This is a genomic window from Limnochordia bacterium, assembly GCA_023230925.1.
Lineage (GTDB): Bacteria > Bacillota > Limnochordia > DUMW01 > DUMW01 > JALNWK01.
Genome location: JALNWK010000054.1, coordinates 1 through 18,969 on the forward strand (window position 1 = coordinate 1; position 18,969 = coordinate 18,969).

Sequence of the window (18,969 nt, forward strand, 5' to 3'; positions counted from 1 at the left end):
AAGCCCAGAAGCTAGACAACCTAAGGGGTTAGGACGGACGGATTCATGTTCAGGCAGGCAGACTTACCTGGGGAAGCCCTACACCATCCAAGTCGACTTGGTAAGCTCGAACAAGCCGAAAGGTAAGGGAGAGAAGAAGTGGTGTAGGGTGGCAGATGAGTCCGTAGTAGTTATGAACCCTTAGCCTGTGAAGGCTGGTAACAGACCGGAGGGTAAGACTAAGGGGACAGTGTTCATGTAGCACTGAGCTACTAGTGCCAAAAGCGCTAGCAGTTGCGAAGGGGCGAAAGCAAACTAAAGTGTACGACCGCGTAACAAACGAGCATGAGAGAAGACAAGCAAGGCTGAAGTGCCAAGGGGAACGGGATTACCGGGGGGTGACGAACCAACTGGGATCTGCGTCCGCTCAGCAGAATACCGTGGATGAGTGTGGTAGATTGCCATAGAGCTAGAGACGCTACACAAACCATGGAAAGTAACTGCGATCATGCAAGGGAGAGACGTAGGAAGTACAGCGAGATGAAGGAGCAAAGATGAAGTATTACAGCCTAATCGACAAGGTATACAACAAAAAGAACCTCGAGGAAGCCTACGAAGCCGTGAAAGCGAACAAAGGGGCTCCCGGAATAGACGGGCAGACCGTGGACGCTTACGGTGAAGACCTAAAGGCTGAAATTGATGCACTTCATCTTGAGCTCAAGACCGAAACGTACAAACCGATGCCAGTACGCAGGGTGGAGATACCCAAGCCAGACGGAAGTAAGCGGCCGCTGGGTGTACCCACCATCAAGGATAGGGTAGTACAGCAAGCACTTCTAAATGTGATGCAGCCTATCTTTGATCCAGGATTTCATCCATCAAGCTATGGATACAGACCGGGGCGGTCCTGCCAGCAGGCGGTAGCCAAGGCGAAAAGGTATATGAACCAACACGGGCTGAAGCACGTGGTAGACATGGACCTATCCAAATGTTTTGACCGTCTAGACCATGAACTCATACTTCAAGGAGTCAATCGCAGAATAAGTGACGGGGCAGTGCTCCGGCTCATTCGGCAGTTCCTCGAGTCAGGGGTCATGAAGGACGGCGTATACGAAGATACAAGAGTCGGCAGTCCTCAGGGTGGGGTAATCTCGCCGCTGATTGCTAACATCTATTTGGATCACTTCGACCAAGCGATGAGATCGAAGGGTATTCACATAGTACGCTATGCCGATGATATTTTGATCTTTGCCCGGTCTCCACGCCAAGCGGAGAAGTATAAAAAGATAGCCTTTGGGATACTGGAAGATGAGCTCAAACTAGTCGTCAACCGGGAGAAAACGCAGATAACAAGCGCTTACAACGGAGTCCCATATCTAGGGTTTGTCATTTACAGTAAGTATGTAGGCATCAATCCCAGAAAGGTTAAAGCCTTTAAAGACACTATCCGCAAACTGACACCTAGAAACCACGGTATGAATATTGAAACCATGGTTAGAAGATTAAACCCCGTCCTAAGGGGATGGATAAACTACTTCCGTGCGGCAAACTGCAAAGGGGTAGTAGGGAAGCTTATGGGGTGGATACGCAGGCGACTTAGGATGAAACAAATGAGGGAGTGGAAGAGCTGGAAAGCCCTCCACAAAGAACTGCGTAGGCGGGGGTACAAAGGGGAGTTCAAGAAACTCTCCATGCGGAAATGGAGAAACTCTGCAAGTCCCTTGCTTTCAATGGCATTGCCAAACAGTTGGTTTGATAAGATCGGTCTAGTAAACCTCGCAGGATACGAGGTTGGCATCTTGCATCGTTATTATCCAACGACTGAAGCTTGTTAGGAGCCGTGTACGGGTCCGTACGCACGGTTCTTTGAGAGGGCCGCCGCTAGGAAAGATCACCTAGCGGCACCCTACTCGATTGTGTTCAAAAAGACGGGCTATTGCAGGATTTTGTTGATTTACACAGAACCAACATATAAAAGGAGGTATACTATGAGACAATATTGTAAACATCTGTTAATGTTGGTCGTGTTGCTGCTAGTACTTTCGGGCAACGCATGGTGTACAACGATAGAGATCAACGAGTTGGCGCATGACAGCATACATTTTACCTTTACTAATGCAAGGTTTGTTAATTATAATGGCACTAGAAGCTTCTCTATAGATGTAGAAGCGGAGGTAAAAACCACTTTTCGTTCTAGGGATATAGCATTTAGTGAACTTGAACTGATTATGCTTGATGGTGATGCCAACAAGATAATTAGTGTCACCCCCATCATGTTCAACTCCACTACATTCGGAACGGTATTCAAACTGGATCAAAGCGGAAGCAAGGTGTCGACCGCAACAGACGTAGCGGATCGAGCGGTCAAAGCAGTTGAGGTGGATTCGGGCAAAAGGCATAAAGGCACACTTCTTTTCTATCTGCCCGAGGAGTTCTCGATGATTATGTCGCTTGCCTATAAATCGTCAAATGCTGCAGTAAGAAAAGCAGAAAATGCTTACATAGACTTACCTATGGAAGCCATCAGTTCTAAACATATTTATGATGAATTGGCGTCAACAGAAGTGGCAACGAATGGCACCGTGATACTCCTTGAGATACTACAAAAGATGACGGAGTTTGCTAACTTGAATGAACCACTTAAAGCAGCGTGGTGACCAATTGGCGACGATATGTACATATGTTGGATTAGCCCGGTATTTGACCGGGCTTTATTCTTTCTGCCAACGTTTATGCTCTAAGAGCCTTTGGTTCTAGGTTTTAACACCGCAACTCAAAGAAGTTGTCCGTACAGTCCAGTGCAAGCTCCACCAGCTTCTCTGTTGGGTAGACCCTGTAGACTCTCTGCAAAGCTATGTCGTAAGCCTGTTCGTCGAACGGCTGTTCTTTTCGCCGTAATACTGCATCCTTAAATTTGTTTGACCACTCGGTTCCCAACCCAACTAGGCGAAGCGCTTTTACAAGGCCTGTATTTGCATCAACCAGACAAACATGTAATGCATATCCGCTGCCCTCTTTCAGACTCTCAAAAATAAATGGTTGGGATAAATGGACAGTTTAACCGAGGCGAGTTATCCAGCAGGGAAAGAGGGCTTACATGTGGAAATCATCTCCAAAGGAGGCGATGCAATGAAGCAAATTGCAGTTGCGGTGTTGGTAGTGTTATTGCTGACAGGGGTGGTTGGGGCCGTACCATATCCTTATGGGGAGTATGTGCTGGATGGTAACCGAGATCCGGCCGCGGTTTATGACGAAATTCACGAGGTTCACAAAGCTCCAATTACAGCCGAAGGTGATAGTGTCTACCCATGGACTGAATTATCATTTGCTAGCTTGACAACGCCTGCGCTGATCGAGGCCGAGGTCAACCGAGATGCGGCACACAATTTTTGGACGGCAACCGAAAAAACGCAAAAACATGACGAGCGCTATGCAATCTATGTTGATGATTCGATCCATTTCTGGGTACTCCTAGTCGCTGATCCGAATACATCTCACGGCTATCGCTATGTGGAGCCCGACGGCCATAAGACATATATATCCAGAATCGTTTTGGAGACAAGTGATGGCAAGCGCTATACGCCTAACCTTATCTATGGAGGGGACGCAGATCTAGTGGAGCGACATTGGTTGGCCGTTACGTCTATATGGTTCCCAAGATATGATGAGGGCGAGCAAATCATAAACGAAAGTACAGAGTGGATTAGGTTGTGGTTTATTACCGGGACAGATAGAGCTTATTTTCAGTTTGATTTTGAAAATAAAGGTAACCTACTGGCGCCTGGCCGAATCTGGGGGTTGCCCTAGATCGAAACACCGTCACGAATATCACTCAGCAAATGCTTCAAGAATCAAAAGTCTATCTTACTGGTAACATCCATTATGAAACGGATGATTGAGCCAAACAAGAACAGCCCGGCAGAAGCCGGGCCTTTTTTGATTCGTTATATGTCCTAGCATGACTCAGTACTGCTACATTACTGCCACATTTTCGGGTGTTTTCCGTCCTACCCAAAACCCGCAAACCGTTGGTGCCGAAGGGGGGATTCGAACCCCCACGGGCTTGCACCCACTGCGCCCTGAACGCAGCGCGTCTGCCAGTTCCACCACTTCGGCACTATTTACGACAATCATGATTTTAGCACATATCCAATGGTAGATCAAGGCACTCTTTCGTAAAAAGTTGAGGTCGGGGCCACTGCAATGTCTGAGTTGCCGTGGCGTATTGCCTGCCCGGTGAAATTCATGTGTGTGCCCAACCTTTTGGCGAGCCAACGGAAACGTAGATATACCAACGGTTTGTCGAAAAACCTCGGATTATGTAGAAACTAACAGAATATTAGCCTAGAGAACGTATTGTGAAGCAAGTAAGTGCTATGTATGGAAAACAGAGGATTACAGGGTTTGTCGATTATCGACATATATAGTAGAATCATTGGCGAGGGGTAGCAAGTTTTTCTGCTTCTGGCAGCTTGGGGAAAAGATAGCAGAAAGGCCCCTGTCGGTATCCTACCAGGTTATGTGAAAAGTGTATAATGTTCATGTGAAAACTTGACTTAAATACGATTTCTGGGGTATAATTCTAACGTGTACAGCATTTTACAGCTGATCGTCTGTAGGGAATCTAGTTTTCTGGATATTTAGACTGGGCAAAAACAAAACATAGAAGAGAAAGGAAGCTAAACAATGTTACTTAAACGAACACGAAGAATTACGCAATTATTGCAAAATGACGGGGACGAAGTAACCTTTAGTGATATTGCGCGTGTAGTAGCTACAGAAATGGAAGAAACCTGTGTTTATGTTGTCAATCGAAAAGGGAAGGTTTTAGGATATGCCCTTCCTGAAGGTTATGAAACCACTGATTTTGACTCTGATTGGCTAATGGACGGCAAACTACCTGATGAGTACAACGAAGTGTTGCTGCGGGTTGGCACTCTTACGGCAGAGAAGGATGTGGCTACTGCCCTTGGTGTCAAGGTCGCCCTGATTTGTCCTGTTGTTGGTAATGGACGCAGGTTAGGTACTTTCATGATGGTTAGGCTAAACGGGCGGTTCAATGATGATGATAGCCTAGTTGCGGAAATTGCTTCCACCATCATCGGCATGATTATGGCCCATGCGGTCAGTGAAGAGGAAGAGGATGAGGTTACCGAACGGAAAATGGCCATTTCCGCTATTCGGAGTCTATCGTATTCCGAGATTGTGGCGATGCAGCGTATTTTTGATGAGCTCAATGGAGACGAGGGCCTGTTGGTGGCGAGCCGAGTAGCTGACGAAGCGGGCATCACCCGGTCAGTTGTTGTTAATGCACTACGGAAGCTGTCTTCCGCTAATGTGATTGAGTCTCGCTCACTTGGTATGAAGGGTACCTATTTGAGGATTCTCAACAAGGAGATTCGTAAGGAACTAGAAGCCCAGAGATATCCTTATCCGGCTGGTGCGGCGGAGCTGAAGAAAAAGAGAGCCTAAGTCAAGGCTTACTTGTGTGGGTGTGGGTCGGAGTTTTCACTTCGGCCCTTTTTTCATTTCCGTTCCCCGATAGACAATAGGTGCTTGGTACTTGTCCGTTAGTCGATCAAGGGCGCAGCTTAGCTTGTATTTAGCCTGGGTGTTAAAAAGCGAGGCTTGTTGTTGAGGTGTTAGCCGGGATACAGAGATACCCAGCAGTCTAAACGGGCTGTTTCCGCGTGGCAGCTTATCCAAAAGATCACAGGCTTCATAGTAGATCGTATCATCATCTTGAAAAGTATAATCCTTTGTGATGCTACGGGTAACGGTGTGAAAATCGCTATAACGAGCTTTAAGCGTGATTGTCTGGGCAGATAAGGATTTGGCCCGTAATCTGCGTCCAATAGCAGCGGCATGGTTGGCCAAGACTCTTTTCACATCAGCAATGTTGCTGATGTCGGTGGGAAAGGTAGTCTCATGACCAATGGATTTTGCCTCGGAGTCCGGTGTTACCGTGCGGTCATCGATGCCGTTGGCTAGTTCCCATATTAGAAGGCCGCCGTTACCAAGAATCTGCTCAAGGAACTGAGGAGTCCTGGTCCGTACATCCTTGATGGTCTGGATACCATAGCGGCGTAATTGCTTCTGGGTTTGGGTCCCTACCCCCCAGATCCTGCTAACGGGCAAAGGATCCAGCATGGTCTGCATATTGCTTTCATTAATAATCACAAGTCCGTCGGGTTTTTTAAGGTCAGAGGCAAGTTTTGCTAAGAACATATTTGGTGCAATCCCCACAGATGCCGTCAAGCCTACTTTAGACGTTATTTTGGCTTTGACCGCAGAACCCATATCCTGAAGCTGCTCATAGAAATGTTCACATCCAGTCATGTCCAGGAAGGCTTCGTCGATGGAAAGGTGTTCGACTACTGGGGTAAAATCATAGAACAAGGTGTGAATTTGTGCGGAGACCTCTTGGTAGTAATCCATATCCGAGGGCAAGAAGATACCTCCTGGGCAGAGCCGGCGGGCTTGGGCCATGGGCATGGCCGAGTGAATCCCGTACCTACGCGCCTCGTAGGAGCAGGTAGAGACAACTCCTCGGGACCCTAAGCCTCCCACAATGACAGGTTTGCCCCGATACTGCGGGTTCCTTCGTTGTTCAATCGAAGCGAAGAAGGCGTCTAGGTCTACGTGGAGTATTGTTGCCATCGGGGCACCCTCCTTTGAATAATATTATACCAAGGGCAGCATGGAAGAACAATGTTGAAGCTCGGTCCAAGGAGTAGGATATAATAGTCCGTAGAATGGAGGCTTGTTATGTTAGTCGACTACCATATGCATACACCTTTGTGCGGTCATGCCCAAGGAAAACCGGAGGAATACGTGCAGAAGGCTCAGGAGGAGGGGCTTGATCAGATCGGTTTCTCGGGCCATTTACCTTTGTTTCATTTGCCATTGGATTATCCCTATCAGTATCTAAAAGAACCGCTTGGCCGGCTTGAACGTTATGTAGAGTGTATTCGGGACATTCAGAAGACGTATCCCGATGTTCCGATAAAACTAGGTATCGAAGTAGACTATTTTCCTGAGAAGGAAAGGGAGATTGCCGAAGTGTTGTCCTTTCCCTTTGACTATGTTATTGGTTCGGTTCATTTTGCTCGTCCCTACAGTCTTTATGATGAGGGGTTTTATCGACGATTCTCATCGGAAGAGGTGTTTGCCCGGTATTTCCCTGTGGTGGAGAAGGCAGTAGCCAGTGGCCTTTTTGATGTGATTGCCCATTTTGATGTGCCTAAGCTGTATTGTTCCGTACCCGAGAACCTTCTAGAGCTTGCTGAGCCTGCGCTTTTAGCCATGGCCGAAGAAGATACGTGTCTGGAAATCAACAGCGCTGGGTTTAGGACTAGGCCTGGGGAATCCTATCCCGGACCGCTAATCATTAAGAGGGCTTGGGAACTGGGTATTCCGATTACTCTCGGCTCTGACGCCCATCACCCTGAACATGTAGCCTTTGCCTTTGACAAAACCGTTGAGATGCTTACAGATATTGGGTATAATGAAATTGCAACTTTTGAGGGACGAAGCAGGATCATGGTTCCCTTAGGACGGTAGGTTGGTAGAATATGCTCGGCTTGGCATGGTATTTTCCATAGAAGGTGTTGCAAAGGCAACCAAATTGCCCTATCGTTAGATTAGGGCCCAAATATCGAGGGTTCCGGGGGGGTCATCATGGGGAGAAAGACAGAGCCAAAATGGCCTGTGAGGTTAATATCGTTTGCTCGGGCGTTTACTGTGGGCTTAGCCTACTATTCGGTACACAATTTCCCTGGGCTTACTTCTTCCTTTGTGGCGATTTTTGTAGCCCTTTTACCCTTTGACTTAATGGTTGCCATGCCGAATCTCAAAACCCGTTGGGCGGCGGTTAAGCAAATTGTACTGGTAGTCATTCCGCGAATTAGCGCAACGGCGCTGACCTTACTTAAAGGTCTGCTCATTGGGATTGCCTTTGGCACCATTACCCGTTTAGGTCTGCCCGTTTTTTTTGGAGCAGTACTCACCGCGGGCCTAGGATATAGCATTGCGGTGGCTACAAAGGGTAATATTTCTGGGTATGTAGGGATGATTGCTGGCCTTAGCGTATTTGGTGAGATCGTTACCGCTCCCCTTGTGGCCGAGGAGCTTTTGGGAACAGTGCTAAAGGTCAGTCTGATTGTATCCTACGGGACCTTCGGTGCATTATTGGCGGGTTGGGGAGTTGGTCTTTTGGTGGGGATATTGACACGCCTGTGTTTACCTCGCGGCTATCGTTATCTTAAGAGTTCCGCGTACGATCAGCCCTTGGAATACAAGCCGTTCAATGAAGTAATGGGGACAGGTGATAACATGACCCTTGTCTCGCTAACAGTACAAGAAGGCAGCGAATTTGCATGGCGGACGTTAGCTCAGATTGCAATCAAGGAACGTTTTTACGCCCATGTGCTTTCGATTCAGCGGGGTCATGAACATATTACATCACCCGGTGGGAAGGATTATCTTCTTCCCCATGATGAGGTTGTCATATGGGTACCGAAGCATCAAGTAGATGATTTGCTGTCCACAGCAAGAAGGAGCAAAGACGATGAGCAAGAAGTTCAGTTACGGGGGCCAGGCGGTAATTGAAGGAGTCATGATGCGAGGACAAAGGACCATGGCAATTGCTGTACGCAGCAATGACCATAGCATCGTTCTGGATGAGCAGACGTTGCATCCGGTGGCAGATAGGTATCCCTTTCTTAAATGGCCGATTATCCGGGGAGCGGTCTCTTTGGTTGAGACGTTGGTCATTTCCATCAAAGCCCTAAACTACTCCGCAAGTGTATTTGCCGAAGATGAGGGTGAGGAGTTGGGCACAAAGGAACTAGTTTTGACCATGGGGCTTGCGCTGCTGTTGACCGTGGGCATATTCATTGCGTTGCCCGCCTTCTTGTTGCGTTTCGTACAGGCCCATGTACAAAGTAATGTTCTACTAAATCTGGTGGAGGGTGCCATCAAGATCTCCCTTTTTGTTGCCTATATTGCGGTGATTTCCCTCATGGCGGATATCAAGCGGGTGTTTCAGTATCATGGCGCTGAGCACAAGACCATCAACTGTTACGAAAACGGTGAGGAACTAACCGTGTCCAATGTGCGCAAACATAGTCCCATTCACGCCCGCTGTGGGACAAATTTCATCTTGATTGTGTTTTTTGTTAGTGTCTTCATTTTCTCCTTTTTCGGTAGACCTCCCTTCCTGACTCGGGTGTTGGTTCACTTGGCCATCTTCCCCTTGGTTGCTGGCTTGTCCTATGAAGTAATCAAGGTGGCAGGTAGGAAGGATGCTAGTCTCCTGGTGAGATTCATCGCGAAACCGGGCTTACTCTTACAGAAACTCACAACCCGGGAGCCTGAAGACGATCAGATCGAAGTGGCCATTTGTTCGTTGAAGTCAGTGTTAAAGCAGGATGCCGAAGGAGTTAAGAACGTTTGTTGATTCTTCAGAGGTTGTCAAGGTTGGAAGACGGGGTGTTATCTAGATGTTTGATCAATTAGAAAATACCGTCAAACGGTACCAGGAGCTTACGGAGAAGCTTGGCGATCCAAAGGTAATTGGCCAACAGCAATTATATACACAATATGCGAAGGAATACGCGGATCTGGGCCGTTTGGTGGAGCTTTATGGAGAGTATAAAGAAGCTGTTAAGGAGCTTGCAGATCTAGAGAGTATGTCCACGGAAGACCCAGAGATGCAAGCCCTAATAGATGATGAGTTTGAGCAGCTTACAGCCAGGAAGGAGCGGCTTGTCTCCGATTTACGGGTACTTCTGCTACCTAAGGACCCGAATGATGATAAGAACGTCATTATGGAGATCCGCGCTGGTGCTGGAGGGGACGAGGCCGCCTTATTCGCCGCGGACCTTTTCCGGATGTACTCAAAATATGCGGAAGCAGAGAATTGGAAGATCGAGACCATGAGTACTAATACGACGGGTCTTGATGGTTTTAAAGAGGTGATCTTTACCATCGCCGGTAAAGGCGCCTATAGCAGACTAAAATATGAGAGTGGTGTACACCGTGTGCAAAGGGTGCCCACAACAGAAGCTAGTGGGAGAATTCATACTTCCACAGCGACGGTGGCCGTGTTGCCCGAAGCAGAGGAAGTGGAAGTGGAGATAAATCCCCAAGATATTCGCATCGACGTATTTCGATCCACAGGACCCGGAGGCCAAAGCGTAAATACCACCGATTCTGCAGTGCGAATTACTTATATTCCTACGGGTATGGTGGTATCGTGTCAAGATGAGAAGTCGCAGCATAAGAATAAGGATAAAGCGATGCGGATCCTGCGAGCTAGATTATTGGATAAAATCCAGCAGGAGCAAGAGGAAAAGTTATCCAGTGCTAGGCGTAGCCAAGTGGGAACCGGGGAACGTTCTGAACGAATTCGCACGTACAATTTTCCCCAGGGCCGGGTGACCGATCACCGCATTGGCCTAACCTTGTATCATTTAGAACAAGTGATGGAAGGCCAATTGGATCAGATTATTGAACCGTTGATTGAGGCCGAGCAGAAACTGCGTCTACAGAATCTGGAGGTTGAAGCGTAGATGGGGGGACAAAGTCGTAAGGTGATGGAGCTTTTAACCTTATCTACCGAATATCTGGCCAAAGCCGGGGTGGACAATCCCAGGCTTGATGCCGAAGTGCTTTTAGCTCATTGTCTTGGTTTGGAACGAATCTGGTTGTATGTCTATTACAATCGTCCGGTTACTGAAGCTGAATTAAACTGTTACCGCAGGTTGATCTCAAGAAGGGCCAAGCATTGGCCGGTTGCTTATCTGATCGGTCATAGGGAGTTCATGTCCTTATCCTTGGAAGTCAACCAGCATGTGCTGATTCCCCGGCCGGAAACGGAAATACTAGTACAGTCTGTTCTTGAGTGGGTGTCGACCAACCTTGGGGATACGCCGGTAAGGGTTATCGATTTAGGTACGGGTAGCGGGGCCATTGCGGTATCTATTGCCCATGCACTACCAAAGGCTTTAGTCTTAGGTCTTGATATTAGTGAGCAGGCTTTGGACTTAGCCCGGAGAAATGCCAGACGCCATGACGTACTAGAACGGTGTTTATTCGTACAAAGTGATCTATTTTCAGATACAGGTGGCTTTGGTCCTGCGCACCTGATCGTTAGTAATCCCCCATATATTCCGATTTCTATGTGGGAGACGCTATCCCGGGATGTGCGGGAATATGAACCAGAGATGGCGCTGAAAGCAGGTGCTGATGGCCTTGACTTTTATAGACGTATTCTTCAGGAGGCACCACCTCACTTGGAGGACGGAGGACTTTTGTTCTTAGAAATCGGCCAAGGTCAAAGGGAGCATATCTGTAATATTGCTAAGGCTCTAGGTTTTTGGTCCTTCGATGGCCTCCAGAAGGACTACGCTGGCATTGAGCGGGTCTTAGCTTTTCGGAAGAAATGATTGTTAAGAGGTGTAACTAGTTGCAGGGTTCTAAAGACACTTTACTGTTTGATATGTGTGGGGGGATCAATCTAGAACAGTTGGACAAAGCCGCCCAGACTTTGCGGGAAGGTGGTCTTGTAGCCTTTCCCACAGAGACCGTCTATGGCTTAGGTGCAAATGCCCTCGACGATGAGGCTGTTTTGGGCATCTTCCAAGCGAAGGGTCGACCCCAGGATAACCCACTGATCGTACACATCGCCGAGGTTGAACAGTTGTCTTCTATTGTGGAGGTGATCCCACCCTCTGCCGAAGTACTGATGCAAAGGTTTTGGCCCGGTCCCCTCTCGTTAATCTTTAAGAAGAGCGAGCAAATTCCCCTAAGAACTTCGGGCGGGCTTGATACCGTAGCCGTACGTATGCCCGATCACGCTGTTGCCTTGGCGTTGTTATCTCACGCAAAGGTGCCGGTTGCAGCCCCGAGTGCCAATATTTCAGGGAGGCCTTCCCCAACAACCGCCTCCCACGTTCTAGCGGATCTTGCAGGAAAAATTGACTGTATTATTGATGGTGGGGCGACAGGGATCGGCGTGGAATCTACGGTATTGGATCTAACCAGCACACCGCCCATGGTATTGCGGCCCGGTGGAATCACCCTAGAAGAACTCAGGGGAATTCTAGGTAGAGTGGAGATGGACCCTTCCTTGATTAAACAGGATGGCTCGGTGCGCGTTGCAAGGGCCCCGGGTATGAAGTACCGCCACTACGCTCCTAAGGCCAATGTGTATTTGGTATTGCACAGGTATGCTGTTGAGCAAAGGGTAAGTTCCCTAGCCAACCGGCTGGTTGAAGAAGGGAAGCGGGTGGCGATTATGGCTCCGGCAGAGAGTATTGCCGCCTATACCAATGGTCGGATTCACTTGGAGGTAATGGGGCAAGCAGAGAAACCAGCTACCGTTGCAGCCAATTTGTACAGTTTATTACGGAAAATGGACTCCTGCGGCATAGATGATATTGTGGTCCAAGGGATTGAAGAAAAGGGATTAGGCTTTGCTGTGATGAATCGTCTGCGGAAGGCCGCAGGGGGTAAGGTTTTGTAAAATACCAAGGGAGTGAGTTTCATCAAGACCATTCTGTTCGTTTGTACCGGCAATACATGTCGCTCCCCCATGGCAGAGGGTTTGCTAAGATCCAAACTGAAAGCCTTGGGTATTACTGGTATCGAAGTTGCATCCTGCGGAATCGCGGCTGGCTTGGACGAGCCAGCTAGCAAGAACGCCCAAAGGGTGATGGCACAGGACTATGGTATTAGTCTACAGAACCATCGAGCAAAGCGTCTTACTACTTCGGACCTAGAGCGGGCAACCTTGGTTCTTACTATGACCCGGGGACACAAACAGCTAATTGAAGAAAGGTATCCCTGGGTACGGGATAAGCTGTTTACCCTAAAAGAGTATGTCAGGTTAGGACAACCTCAGGCAGGAATCATCGATCGAGAACCAGAAGATCTAGACATTGCAGATCCCTTTGGACAGTCGTTGGAGGTTTACCGGGAGAGTGCCCAGCAAATTGAGCGAGCGATTGACGCGTTGATTGCTGAGCTTAGCGGTCGAAGGAGTTTGGTGGGAGGTTTTGAAGTGATTGTTGGATTAGGTAGTGATCATGCAGGTGTGGAGCTGAAGGCTGCCATTGCAGAGTATCTTCAGACGCTAAATATACAATATATGGATTTGGGGACAGATTCCGATCAATCTGTGGACTACCCTGATTTTGCCGTGAAGGTCGCCGAGGCGATCACTAGCGGTAAGTGTCAGCGGGGCATTTTGGTTTGCGGTACAGGGATAGGCATGTGTATGGCCGCAAATAAAATGCGCGGGATTCGGGCGGCGGTTTGCAGTGATACCTTTTCCGCCCGGGCGAGTAGAGAACACAATGATGCCAATATTCTTTGTCTCGGTGCTAGGGTTGTGGGTGTAGGCCTAGCACTGGAGCTTGTTGATACCTGGCTACGTGCGGAGTTTCAAGGAGATCATCCGCGGCATAGGCGACGGGTGGACAAAATGATGGGTTTGGAAAATATGTAGGCGGTAATGGGCTTGGTACCTAAGTTTTATCCAAGCGATGGAGAGGGGGGAACAGGGTTATCCTAATCCTGAGCACCTGTGTGCAGGGTTTGTGATGATTCTGTGCGCGTTTTGCGTCCTAGTTGGGATGAGTATTTCATGGAGATTGCTGAGCTTGTGGCCAAGCGATCCACGTGCTTGCGCCGTCATGTAGGAGCAGTGCTTGTCAGGGATAAGAGGATCATTGCAACGGGCTATAATGGTGCTCCCGCCAATCTGCCCCATTGCCTGGAGGTTGGATGCCTAAGGCAACAGCAGGCTATTCCCTCGGGACAACGGCATGAGCTTTGCCGGGGGATCCATGCGGAGCAAAACGCGATTATCCAGGCGGCCTTGTATGGTACAAGTACTAAGGATAGTACGTTATACGTAACCCATCAACCCTGTGTTCTATGCGCGAAGATGTTGATCAATGCTGGAATTGTGCGGGTAGTATATGGTGGCGACTATCCCGATGAGGCGGCAGCGCAGCTTCTAGATGAGGCCGGCATAAAGATTGATGCTGTACGTCCATAGGAGGCCGTAGACCAATGCTTAAGGTGGCGATGTTGAGTTTTTGCTTGAGCGCTCTTTGCAGTGGCCTTCTATATCTGTGGGCACCTAGACTCAAGCTTGTAGATGAACCCAATGATCGCCGCATGAATCGGATTCCGTTGGCAAATGGTGGTGGTATCGCCATTGTCCTGGGAGTACTGTCTACTTTCCTCCTTAATCGTTGGGGCTCTGTGTTCAATATTCTGCCGGTGATCTTGATCCTCGGGTTAGGGGTCTATGATGATATCTACGAACTAAGACCACTACCCAAACTCATAGGCCAGATCATTATTGCTGTAATAGCTGTTGCCGGTGGGGTGTTAATTGAATCAGTTACTAGCCCTTTTACCGGACAGGCCTATATCCTTGGATGGCTTGCCTATCCTTTGACGGTTATATGGATTGTGGCAGTAGTTAACGTGATGAATATTGTTGACGGATTAGATGGGCTCACCGGAGGTATCAGCCTTTCTATTTGCTTGTTTTTGTATATATCCCTGAAAGGCCTGAGTTTAGATCATGATTCCGTGCTTGTGGTCTCAACTGCGGCGGCAGTAAGCGGGTTTTTACCCTTTAACTTTCCCCGGGCCAAGCTCATCTTAGGTGATGCTGGTGCCATGAGCTTAGGATTTATGTTGGCTGTATTGCTATCCCGGTTGTCAAGGGCCCAAGCCTTTAATCCGGCGGTTATTTTTATTGTTTTGGCAGTTCCTATTCTTGATACTTGTTGGGCGATCTATAGGCGCACATGTCGGGGCATCCCCTTTTACATTGGTGACAGGGAGCATGTACACCACCGGTTAGCTCAAAAGATGGGGTCATCTGCGACGGCTTCAGCCTTACTCATAACAGTGAGTTTCCTAGGTAGTGGCGTTGCATTGGGGTTGGGCTATATACCAGTCTGGATGTCGCCGTTAGCAGCTTTGTTGATTGCCTATGCCTATACACAGGTGGCTTTGTGGCTTGGAGTAATACCAACCGAAGCATGGGACAAAGAAACGGTGTATACCCGTGCATTTAGAAGAGGGGGAAGCCAGTGAGAGGACAAATATCCGTACTGTTGGTGTTCGGTACACGGCCGGAAGCAATAAAAATGGCACCTTTAGTCCTGGCACTTCAAAGGGAGAAAGATCTCCGTCCGGTGGTGGTTGTCACGGGTCAGCATCGGGAGATGCTAGATCAAGTACTAGATATCTTCGCCATCCAACCGGATTATGACCTGAATATTATGCGGCAAGGTCAAACACTTACCCAGGTAACTAACCGGGTTTTGGCGGGTCTTGAGGAGATCATGGTTGAAGAGAATCCCGACTTGGTACTGGTCCATGGAGATACTACTACAAGCATGGCCGCTGCTTTGGCGGGTTACTACGCCAAAAGACCTATTGGTCATGTGGAAGCAGGACTGCGAACCAATGATAAATTCAATCCCTATCCTGAGGAGATGAATCGTCGGATCACTGGGTGTCTTGCGGATCTACATTTTGCACCAACCATAATGGCTAAGGAGAATTTGTTAGCGGAGAATATACCAAGTGCAGGGATCTTTGTGACAGGCAATACCGTAGTTGATGCGTTGCACCATGTCGTTTCCCAAGATCAGAGGTTTTCCGATAGCTCCCTGGAGCAATTGATTGATCCATCTTGTCGTACGATTCTTCTCACTGCCCATCGCCGGGAGAGTTGGGGACAGGGTCTGGAACAGATATTCGAAGCAGTCAAATCGATTATTAAGGAATTTACTGATATTCAGGTGATCTTCCCTGTGCATCGTAATCCCCAGGTGATGGAACAGGCGATGAGGGCCTTTCGGGACGTGGAACGGGTCTGCCTAATCGAACCACCCGCGTACAGTGACTTTGCAAGATTATTGCAGCGGGCCTACTTAGTCATGACCGATTCGGGGGGAATTCAGGAGGAAGCCCCTGGATTGAATGTGCCCGTTGTAGTACTGCGGAACACCACAGAACGTCCCGAGGGTGTTGTGTCCGGCAATCTGGTTCTTGCAGGAACGGAAAGGGAAAATATCTACCGGGAAGTCTCTGCCATCCTACAAGATGAGGAAAGACATCATAAAATGGCAAGCGCGCCCAATCCCTACGGCGATGGTAAGGCGAGCGAACGGATCAAGGACGCAATTTACTATTACTTCAACAAGACACCGCACCGTCCCGAGGATTACCGAATTTGAGCAATAATTGAAGGACGTGGGATAGATGTCCTTAGAACAGCCCGTACATACCGAAACACCAAAGGAAAAGAGTCAAAAAAGAATGGTGAGTACGATCCTGCGGGTGGTACTCCGTTTGGTGGGTATTTGGTGTGTGTATTTGATCTTGATGCACCAAGGGGTTCGGGTTGTGGAAGAGGGGCTGCTGGAATACCCGGTTTTGTGGGGTCTAAAACAGGCCGGGGCTTATGTAACGAGCCTGCAAATCACCACCGATGTGTTTGTGACGAACAAATACCTTAGCCTTGGAGAGCTAAAGGATGTAGCGGTAACATGTGCCGGGGACCTAGGGATTAGAGCCTCTAGGCTCCAGCTTACTGCCGAGGCGGAAGAAGGCATTAACCGGGTGCGGGCCCATGGGGAGGATAAGTATCTTACTGTATCGGCGGTGGCCCAATCCTTCGGAGGAGAACACTGGTACTATGATGAACTGGAGAAGGAAACCCGGCTTGCGGTTAACTGGATCGAGGGTGGGGAAGACTGCAACTTAGATGTGTGGTCCTCCCGCCGCAAAGTGAAGCAGGCCTGCAAGAGATCTGGGACTGTGCAAGACTTCCGCATGGTTTTTGAGGCATGGCTCCCGGGGCATCTGACGGAAGAGCGGATCGCCGTCTTCCTGCAGGAAATCGGTGGTGAATGTAGGCTAAGTAGTGGTAGTACATCCGACCAACAGGAGCTTCTTCTTTTTTCGCCCCGTCTAGTGGAACGAGTCACGGTACCAAAGATCGGGGCGATTAATATACAGATAAGATCCACCTATGATCCGACCAATGATGTCACCATGCTTAATGTGGGTATTCCTTCCATAGATGCCACCCTAAAAGTAGAGAAATAGATGTATGAAACTGGAAAATGTGGGGAGAATAAGTAGCGGGGTGGATTCATGGCAAGACTAAATATACGAAAACACGTAAATTGTGGACTGAATACTCTTAAGTCTAAGTTTGGTAGAATGTTACAGGTTTTGGCCAAGTGGAGGCCTTACCTCTGGCGATGGGCGGTGGTAGTCTGCATTGTTGTGGGGGGCGTTTATGTGATCCAGAGGGTGGTCATCGGCCGTTATCTGGCCGAGCTAGACCAACTATTTTCGGAACAACCCCAGCAATCACAGCAAGTAGCGATTCCCCGCAGCAAGTTGACTGTAGAGGGAGCATGTCCGTGGCTTGGTCAGTTGGAGATCAATTGGCCGGCGGTGACGACTATGAGAGAGACTTCCGAGAAGCAACCCGTCAATAAGGCGCCAGAGGTGAAAAGAGATCCCTTTGATCCTTGGGCAATTGCGTTACCTGTAACTGGTCAGCTTATGGCTGGATTCGGATGGCAGAGGCATCCTGAGTATGGAGATTGGCGTTACTTTGATGGTGTTGTTCTCTCTGCCCATCAGGAGCTCATTGCCGCTTCCGGTTCAGGCATGGTCCATGTACTTGAAGGTACCAAGATCAAGATCGACCATGGGGATGGATGGGAGACAATCTACGAAGATCTTGACGCCGTGTTGGTTTCAGATGGCCAAGTGGTTGTCCAAGGAGAGACCATCGGCAGAAAGACTGGTGCTGGTTCGGGTCTACTAACCTGGAAGGTGTTTTACCGTGGTCAGGCGCAAGATCCCACCAAGTATGTCCGGTTTGATGGGGCGGCTGTTGTATCGTCCTCGCATTAGAAGTGTAGATAGGTCAGCAGTTACCTCTCGGATTTCCGATTCATATTTGCCTTCTCCCTGCAATATACATTAATTAGCAAGTGGTGGAGGGGGCGGGGTAGATGCGAGACTACATCCGCAGAAGAGTGGTAGATATAGGTACCTACATTATTGAATCAAAAGCGACTGTCCGGCAGGCCGCCACCGTTTTTGGCGTCAGTAAAAGCACGGTACATAAGGATGTTACTGAGAGGCTTCCGAGTGTAAATCCTGAACTGGCCAAGCAGGTGGCCAAGATTCTTCAGTTAAACAAGGCCGAAAGACATTTACGTGGTGGCGAGGCGACTCGGCGTAAGTACAAGGATGCGGATATTGCTTAGGAAAAGCCGCCCTTCATCTCCCCGTTGTGCGGGGGGATGAAGGGTTGTGGCATTATGAGAAGATAGTCAGTATCGGAAGAAGACATTGGTCTAGTAGTAGCTACTGACATTCTCAGGTAGTGGGGTAATTAGCATAGAAAAAACAAGGGACGATGGATCTATTCTGTATTCGTCGTCCCGGATAATCTGTGCTCGGTAGCTTTCTTCCCGTGATGTGTTCTAACAGTCTCTTCAAGATGATAGACGGCGAGCTAGTGTTTCCGGCTCGCTTTGTCTTCTACAAAGATGAGCCAGGAATCCTGGAATTAGCAGGAAATGCTAGTTTAGTGTCGAAAAAGGTGATAGACAAGTTCATGTCCGTTGGTTCACAGGGAAGGGAGCCTCTTGTGTGTTCGCTACGCGTATTGGGATAGATTTAGGTACGGCTAATGTACTAGTTTACGTGGATAATAAGGGTGTTGTTGTCCAGGAACCAGCTGTAGTTGCTGTAAGCACGGAGAACGACGATGTTGTGGCTGTAGGTCACGAGGCCTTTAACCTAGATCAGGCAAGCTGATTTGCCAAGGCTGATAGTATTGCTAGTTTGCATGGCCTTTCAGGATCACAAAAAGTGAGTAGATTTCTTTAAGTTCGTATGGCGATAGTCTCTTCCTTG

Annotated in this window: 18 protein-coding genes, 1 tRNA gene and 2 pseudogenes; 19 read left to right on the forward strand and 2 right to left on the reverse strand. The window is 48.6% G+C overall.

Annotated features, from left to right (window positions below):
* Positions 1-533 precede the first annotated feature (533 nt).
* The 3 genes from ltrA to M0Q40_10585 all read left to right on the forward strand — a co-directional run bounded on the left by ltrA (position 534) and on the right by M0Q40_10585 (position 3,786).
* Complete coding sequence (gene ltrA / locus M0Q40_10575) at positions 534-1,814, forward strand: group II intron reverse transcriptase/maturase (GenBank protein ID MCK9223043.1); 1,281 nt, start codon at positions 534-536, stop codon at positions 1,812-1,814.
* A 153-nt stretch (positions 1,815-1,967) separates the two neighbouring features.
* On the forward strand, positions 1,968-2,636 hold the full coding sequence (locus M0Q40_10580; GenBank protein ID MCK9223044.1) for a hypothetical protein: 669 nt from the start codon (positions 1,968-1,970) through the stop codon (positions 2,634-2,636).
* A 472-nt stretch (positions 2,637-3,108) separates the two neighbouring features.
* Positions 3,109-3,786: a hypothetical protein gene (locus M0Q40_10585; protein ID MCK9223045.1), complete on the forward strand. Its 678-nt coding sequence runs from the start codon at positions 3,109-3,111 to the stop codon at positions 3,784-3,786.
* A 222-nt stretch (positions 3,787-4,008) separates the two neighbouring features.
* On the opposite strand, the gene M0Q40_10590 is transcribed toward M0Q40_10585, so the two are convergent.
* Positions 4,009-4,095, reverse strand: a tRNA-Leu gene (locus M0Q40_10590).
* 570 nt (positions 4,096-4,665) lie between these two features.
* On the opposite strand from M0Q40_10590, the gene codY reads away from it, so the two are divergent.
* Entirely contained in the window at positions 4,666-5,451 is a 786-nt protein-coding gene (gene codY, locus M0Q40_10595) for a GTP-sensing pleiotropic transcriptional regulator CodY (protein ID MCK9223046.1), read from the forward strand.
* 36 nt (positions 5,452-5,487) lie between these two features.
* Here codY and M0Q40_10600 read toward each other — a convergent pair whose 3' ends face one another.
* The gene (locus M0Q40_10600) at positions 5,488-6,639 is read right to left on the reverse strand and encodes a DNA polymerase IV (GenBank protein MCK9223047.1); all 1,152 of its coding nucleotides are present in this window, start codon (positions 6,637-6,639) and stop codon (positions 5,488-5,490) included.
* Positions 6,640-6,747: 108 nt separating this feature from the next.
* On the opposite strand from M0Q40_10600, the gene M0Q40_10605 reads away from it, so the two are divergent.
* The 15 genes and pseudogenes from M0Q40_10605 to M0Q40_10675 all read left to right on the forward strand — a co-directional run bounded on the left by M0Q40_10605 (position 6,748) and on the right by M0Q40_10675 (position 18,846).
* Complete coding sequence (locus tag M0Q40_10605) at positions 6,748-7,542, forward strand: histidinol-phosphatase HisJ family protein (GenBank protein MCK9223048.1); 795 nt, start codon at positions 6,748-6,750, stop codon at positions 7,540-7,542.
* Positions 7,543-7,659: 117 nt separating this feature from the next.
* A complete protein-coding gene (locus M0Q40_10610) occupies positions 7,660-8,589 on the forward strand; it encodes a TrkA C-terminal domain-containing protein (GenBank protein ID MCK9223049.1) in 930 nt (309 codons plus the stop codon).
* Positions 8,549-9,439, forward strand: coding sequence for a DUF1385 domain-containing protein (locus M0Q40_10615; GenBank protein ID MCK9223050.1), 891 nt, complete (start codon positions 8,549-8,551; stop codon positions 9,437-9,439). Before M0Q40_10610 ends, M0Q40_10615 begins: the two co-directional genes overlap by 41 nt.
* Positions 9,440-9,482: 43 nt before the next feature.
* On the forward strand, positions 9,483-10,553 hold the full coding sequence (prfA, locus tag M0Q40_10620) for a peptide chain release factor 1 (GenBank protein ID MCK9223051.1): 1,071 nt from the start codon (positions 9,483-9,485) through the stop codon (positions 10,551-10,553).
* On the forward strand, positions 10,554-11,429 hold the full coding sequence (gene prmC, locus M0Q40_10625) for a peptide chain release factor N(5)-glutamine methyltransferase (GenBank protein ID MCK9223052.1): 876 nt from the start codon (positions 10,554-10,556) through the stop codon (positions 11,427-11,429).
* Between the two features lie 53 nt (positions 11,430-11,482).
* Entirely contained in the window at positions 11,483-12,508 is a 1,026-nt protein-coding gene (locus tag M0Q40_10630) for an L-threonylcarbamoyladenylate synthase (GenBank protein ID MCK9223053.1), read from the forward strand.
* A gap of 69 nt (positions 12,509-12,577) precedes the next feature.
* Positions 12,578-12,940 (forward strand): annotated as a pseudogene (locus M0Q40_10635) (low molecular weight protein arginine phosphatase).
* Between the two features lie 105 nt (positions 12,941-13,045).
* Positions 13,046-13,492: a ribose 5-phosphate isomerase B gene (gene rpiB / locus M0Q40_10640; GenBank protein MCK9223054.1), complete on the forward strand. Its 447-nt coding sequence runs from the start codon at positions 13,046-13,048 to the stop codon at positions 13,490-13,492.
* Positions 13,493-13,603: 111 nt separating this feature from the next.
* Positions 13,604-14,047: a cytidine/deoxycytidylate deaminase family protein gene (locus M0Q40_10645; GenBank protein ID MCK9223055.1), complete on the forward strand. Its 444-nt coding sequence runs from the start codon at positions 13,604-13,606 to the stop codon at positions 14,045-14,047.
* Positions 14,048-14,061: 14 nt separating this feature from the next.
* Complete coding sequence (locus M0Q40_10650; protein MCK9223056.1) at positions 14,062-15,105, forward strand: undecaprenyl/decaprenyl-phosphate alpha-N-acetylglucosaminyl 1-phosphate transferase; 1,044 nt, start codon at positions 14,062-14,064, stop codon at positions 15,103-15,105.
* Between the two features lie 53 nt (positions 15,106-15,158).
* Positions 15,159-16,256 carry a UDP-N-acetylglucosamine 2-epimerase (non-hydrolyzing) gene (gene wecB, locus M0Q40_10655; protein ID MCK9223057.1) on the forward strand — a complete coding sequence of 366 codons (1,098 nt, stop codon included), beginning with the start codon at positions 15,159-15,161 and terminating at the stop codon, positions 16,254-16,256.
* A 25-nt stretch (positions 16,257-16,281) separates the two neighbouring features.
* Positions 16,282-17,130, forward strand: coding sequence for a hypothetical protein (locus M0Q40_10660; protein ID MCK9223058.1), 849 nt, complete (start codon positions 16,282-16,284; stop codon positions 17,128-17,130).
* Between the two features lie 48 nt (positions 17,131-17,178).
* Positions 17,179-17,955 (forward strand): M23 family metallopeptidase, encoded by a 777-nt coding sequence (locus M0Q40_10665; protein ID MCK9223059.1) that lies wholly within the window; start codon positions 17,179-17,181, stop codon positions 17,953-17,955.
* Positions 17,956-18,056: 101 nt separating this feature from the next.
* Positions 18,057-18,314, forward strand: a complete 258-nt coding sequence (spoIIID, locus tag M0Q40_10670) for a sporulation transcriptional regulator SpoIIID (GenBank protein MCK9223060.1) — start codon at positions 18,057-18,059, stop codon at positions 18,312-18,314.
* A gap of 388 nt (positions 18,315-18,702) precedes the next feature.
* Positions 18,703-18,846 (forward strand): annotated as a pseudogene (locus tag M0Q40_10675) (rod shape-determining protein).
* Positions 18,847-18,969 lie beyond the last annotated feature (123 nt).

What these genes read in the sequence shown, in the direction of transcription:
- M0Q40_10660 (MCK9223058.1), top strand. Translation starts at nt 16,282, where the DNA reads ATGTCCTTAGAACAGCCCGTACATACCGAAACACCAAAGGAAAAGAGT.
- M0Q40_10610 (MCK9223049.1), top strand. Translation starts at nt 7,660, where the DNA reads ATGGGGAGAAAGACAGAGCCAAAATGGCCTGTGAGGTTAATATCGTTT.
- spoIIID (MCK9223060.1), top strand. Translation starts at nt 18,057, where the DNA reads ATGCGAGACTACATCCGCAGAAGAGTGGTAGATATAGGTACCTACATT.
- codY (MCK9223046.1), top strand. Translation starts at nt 4,666, where the DNA reads ATGTTACTTAAACGAACACGAAGAATTACGCAATTATTGCAAAATGAC.
- M0Q40_10605 (MCK9223048.1), top strand. Translation starts at nt 6,748, where the DNA reads ATGTTAGTCGACTACCATATGCATACACCTTTGTGCGGTCATGCCCAA.
- wecB (MCK9223057.1), top strand. Translation starts at nt 15,159, where the DNA reads ATGGCACCTTTAGTCCTGGCACTTCAAAGGGAGAAAGATCTCCGTCCG.
- M0Q40_10615 (MCK9223050.1), top strand. Translation starts at nt 8,549, where the DNA reads ATGAGCAAGAAGTTCAGTTACGGGGGCCAGGCGGTAATTGAAGGAGTC.
- ltrA (MCK9223043.1), top strand. Translation starts at nt 534, where the DNA reads ATGAAGTATTACAGCCTAATCGACAAGGTATACAACAAAAAGAACCTC.
- prmC (MCK9223052.1), top strand. Translation starts at nt 10,554, where the DNA reads ATGGGGGGACAAAGTCGTAAGGTGATGGAGCTTTTAACCTTATCTACC.
- M0Q40_10580 (MCK9223044.1), top strand. Translation starts at nt 1,968, where the DNA reads ATGAGACAATATTGTAAACATCTGTTAATGTTGGTCGTGTTGCTGCTA.
- prfA (MCK9223051.1), top strand. Translation starts at nt 9,483, where the DNA reads ATGTTTGATCAATTAGAAAATACCGTCAAACGGTACCAGGAGCTTACG.
- M0Q40_10585 (MCK9223045.1), top strand. Translation starts at nt 3,109, where the DNA reads ATGAAGCAAATTGCAGTTGCGGTGTTGGTAGTGTTATTGCTGACAGGG.
- M0Q40_10630 (MCK9223053.1), top strand. Translation starts at nt 11,483, where the DNA reads ATGTGTGGGGGGATCAATCTAGAACAGTTGGACAAAGCCGCCCAGACT.
- M0Q40_10650 (MCK9223056.1), top strand. Translation starts at nt 14,062, where the DNA reads ATGCTTAAGGTGGCGATGTTGAGTTTTTGCTTGAGCGCTCTTTGCAGT.
- M0Q40_10665 (MCK9223059.1), top strand. Translation starts at nt 17,179, where the DNA reads ATGGCAAGACTAAATATACGAAAACACGTAAATTGTGGACTGAATACT.
- M0Q40_10600 (MCK9223047.1), bottom strand. Translation starts at nt 6,639, where the DNA reads ATGGCAACAATACTCCACGTAGACCTAGACGCCTTCTTCGCTTCGATT.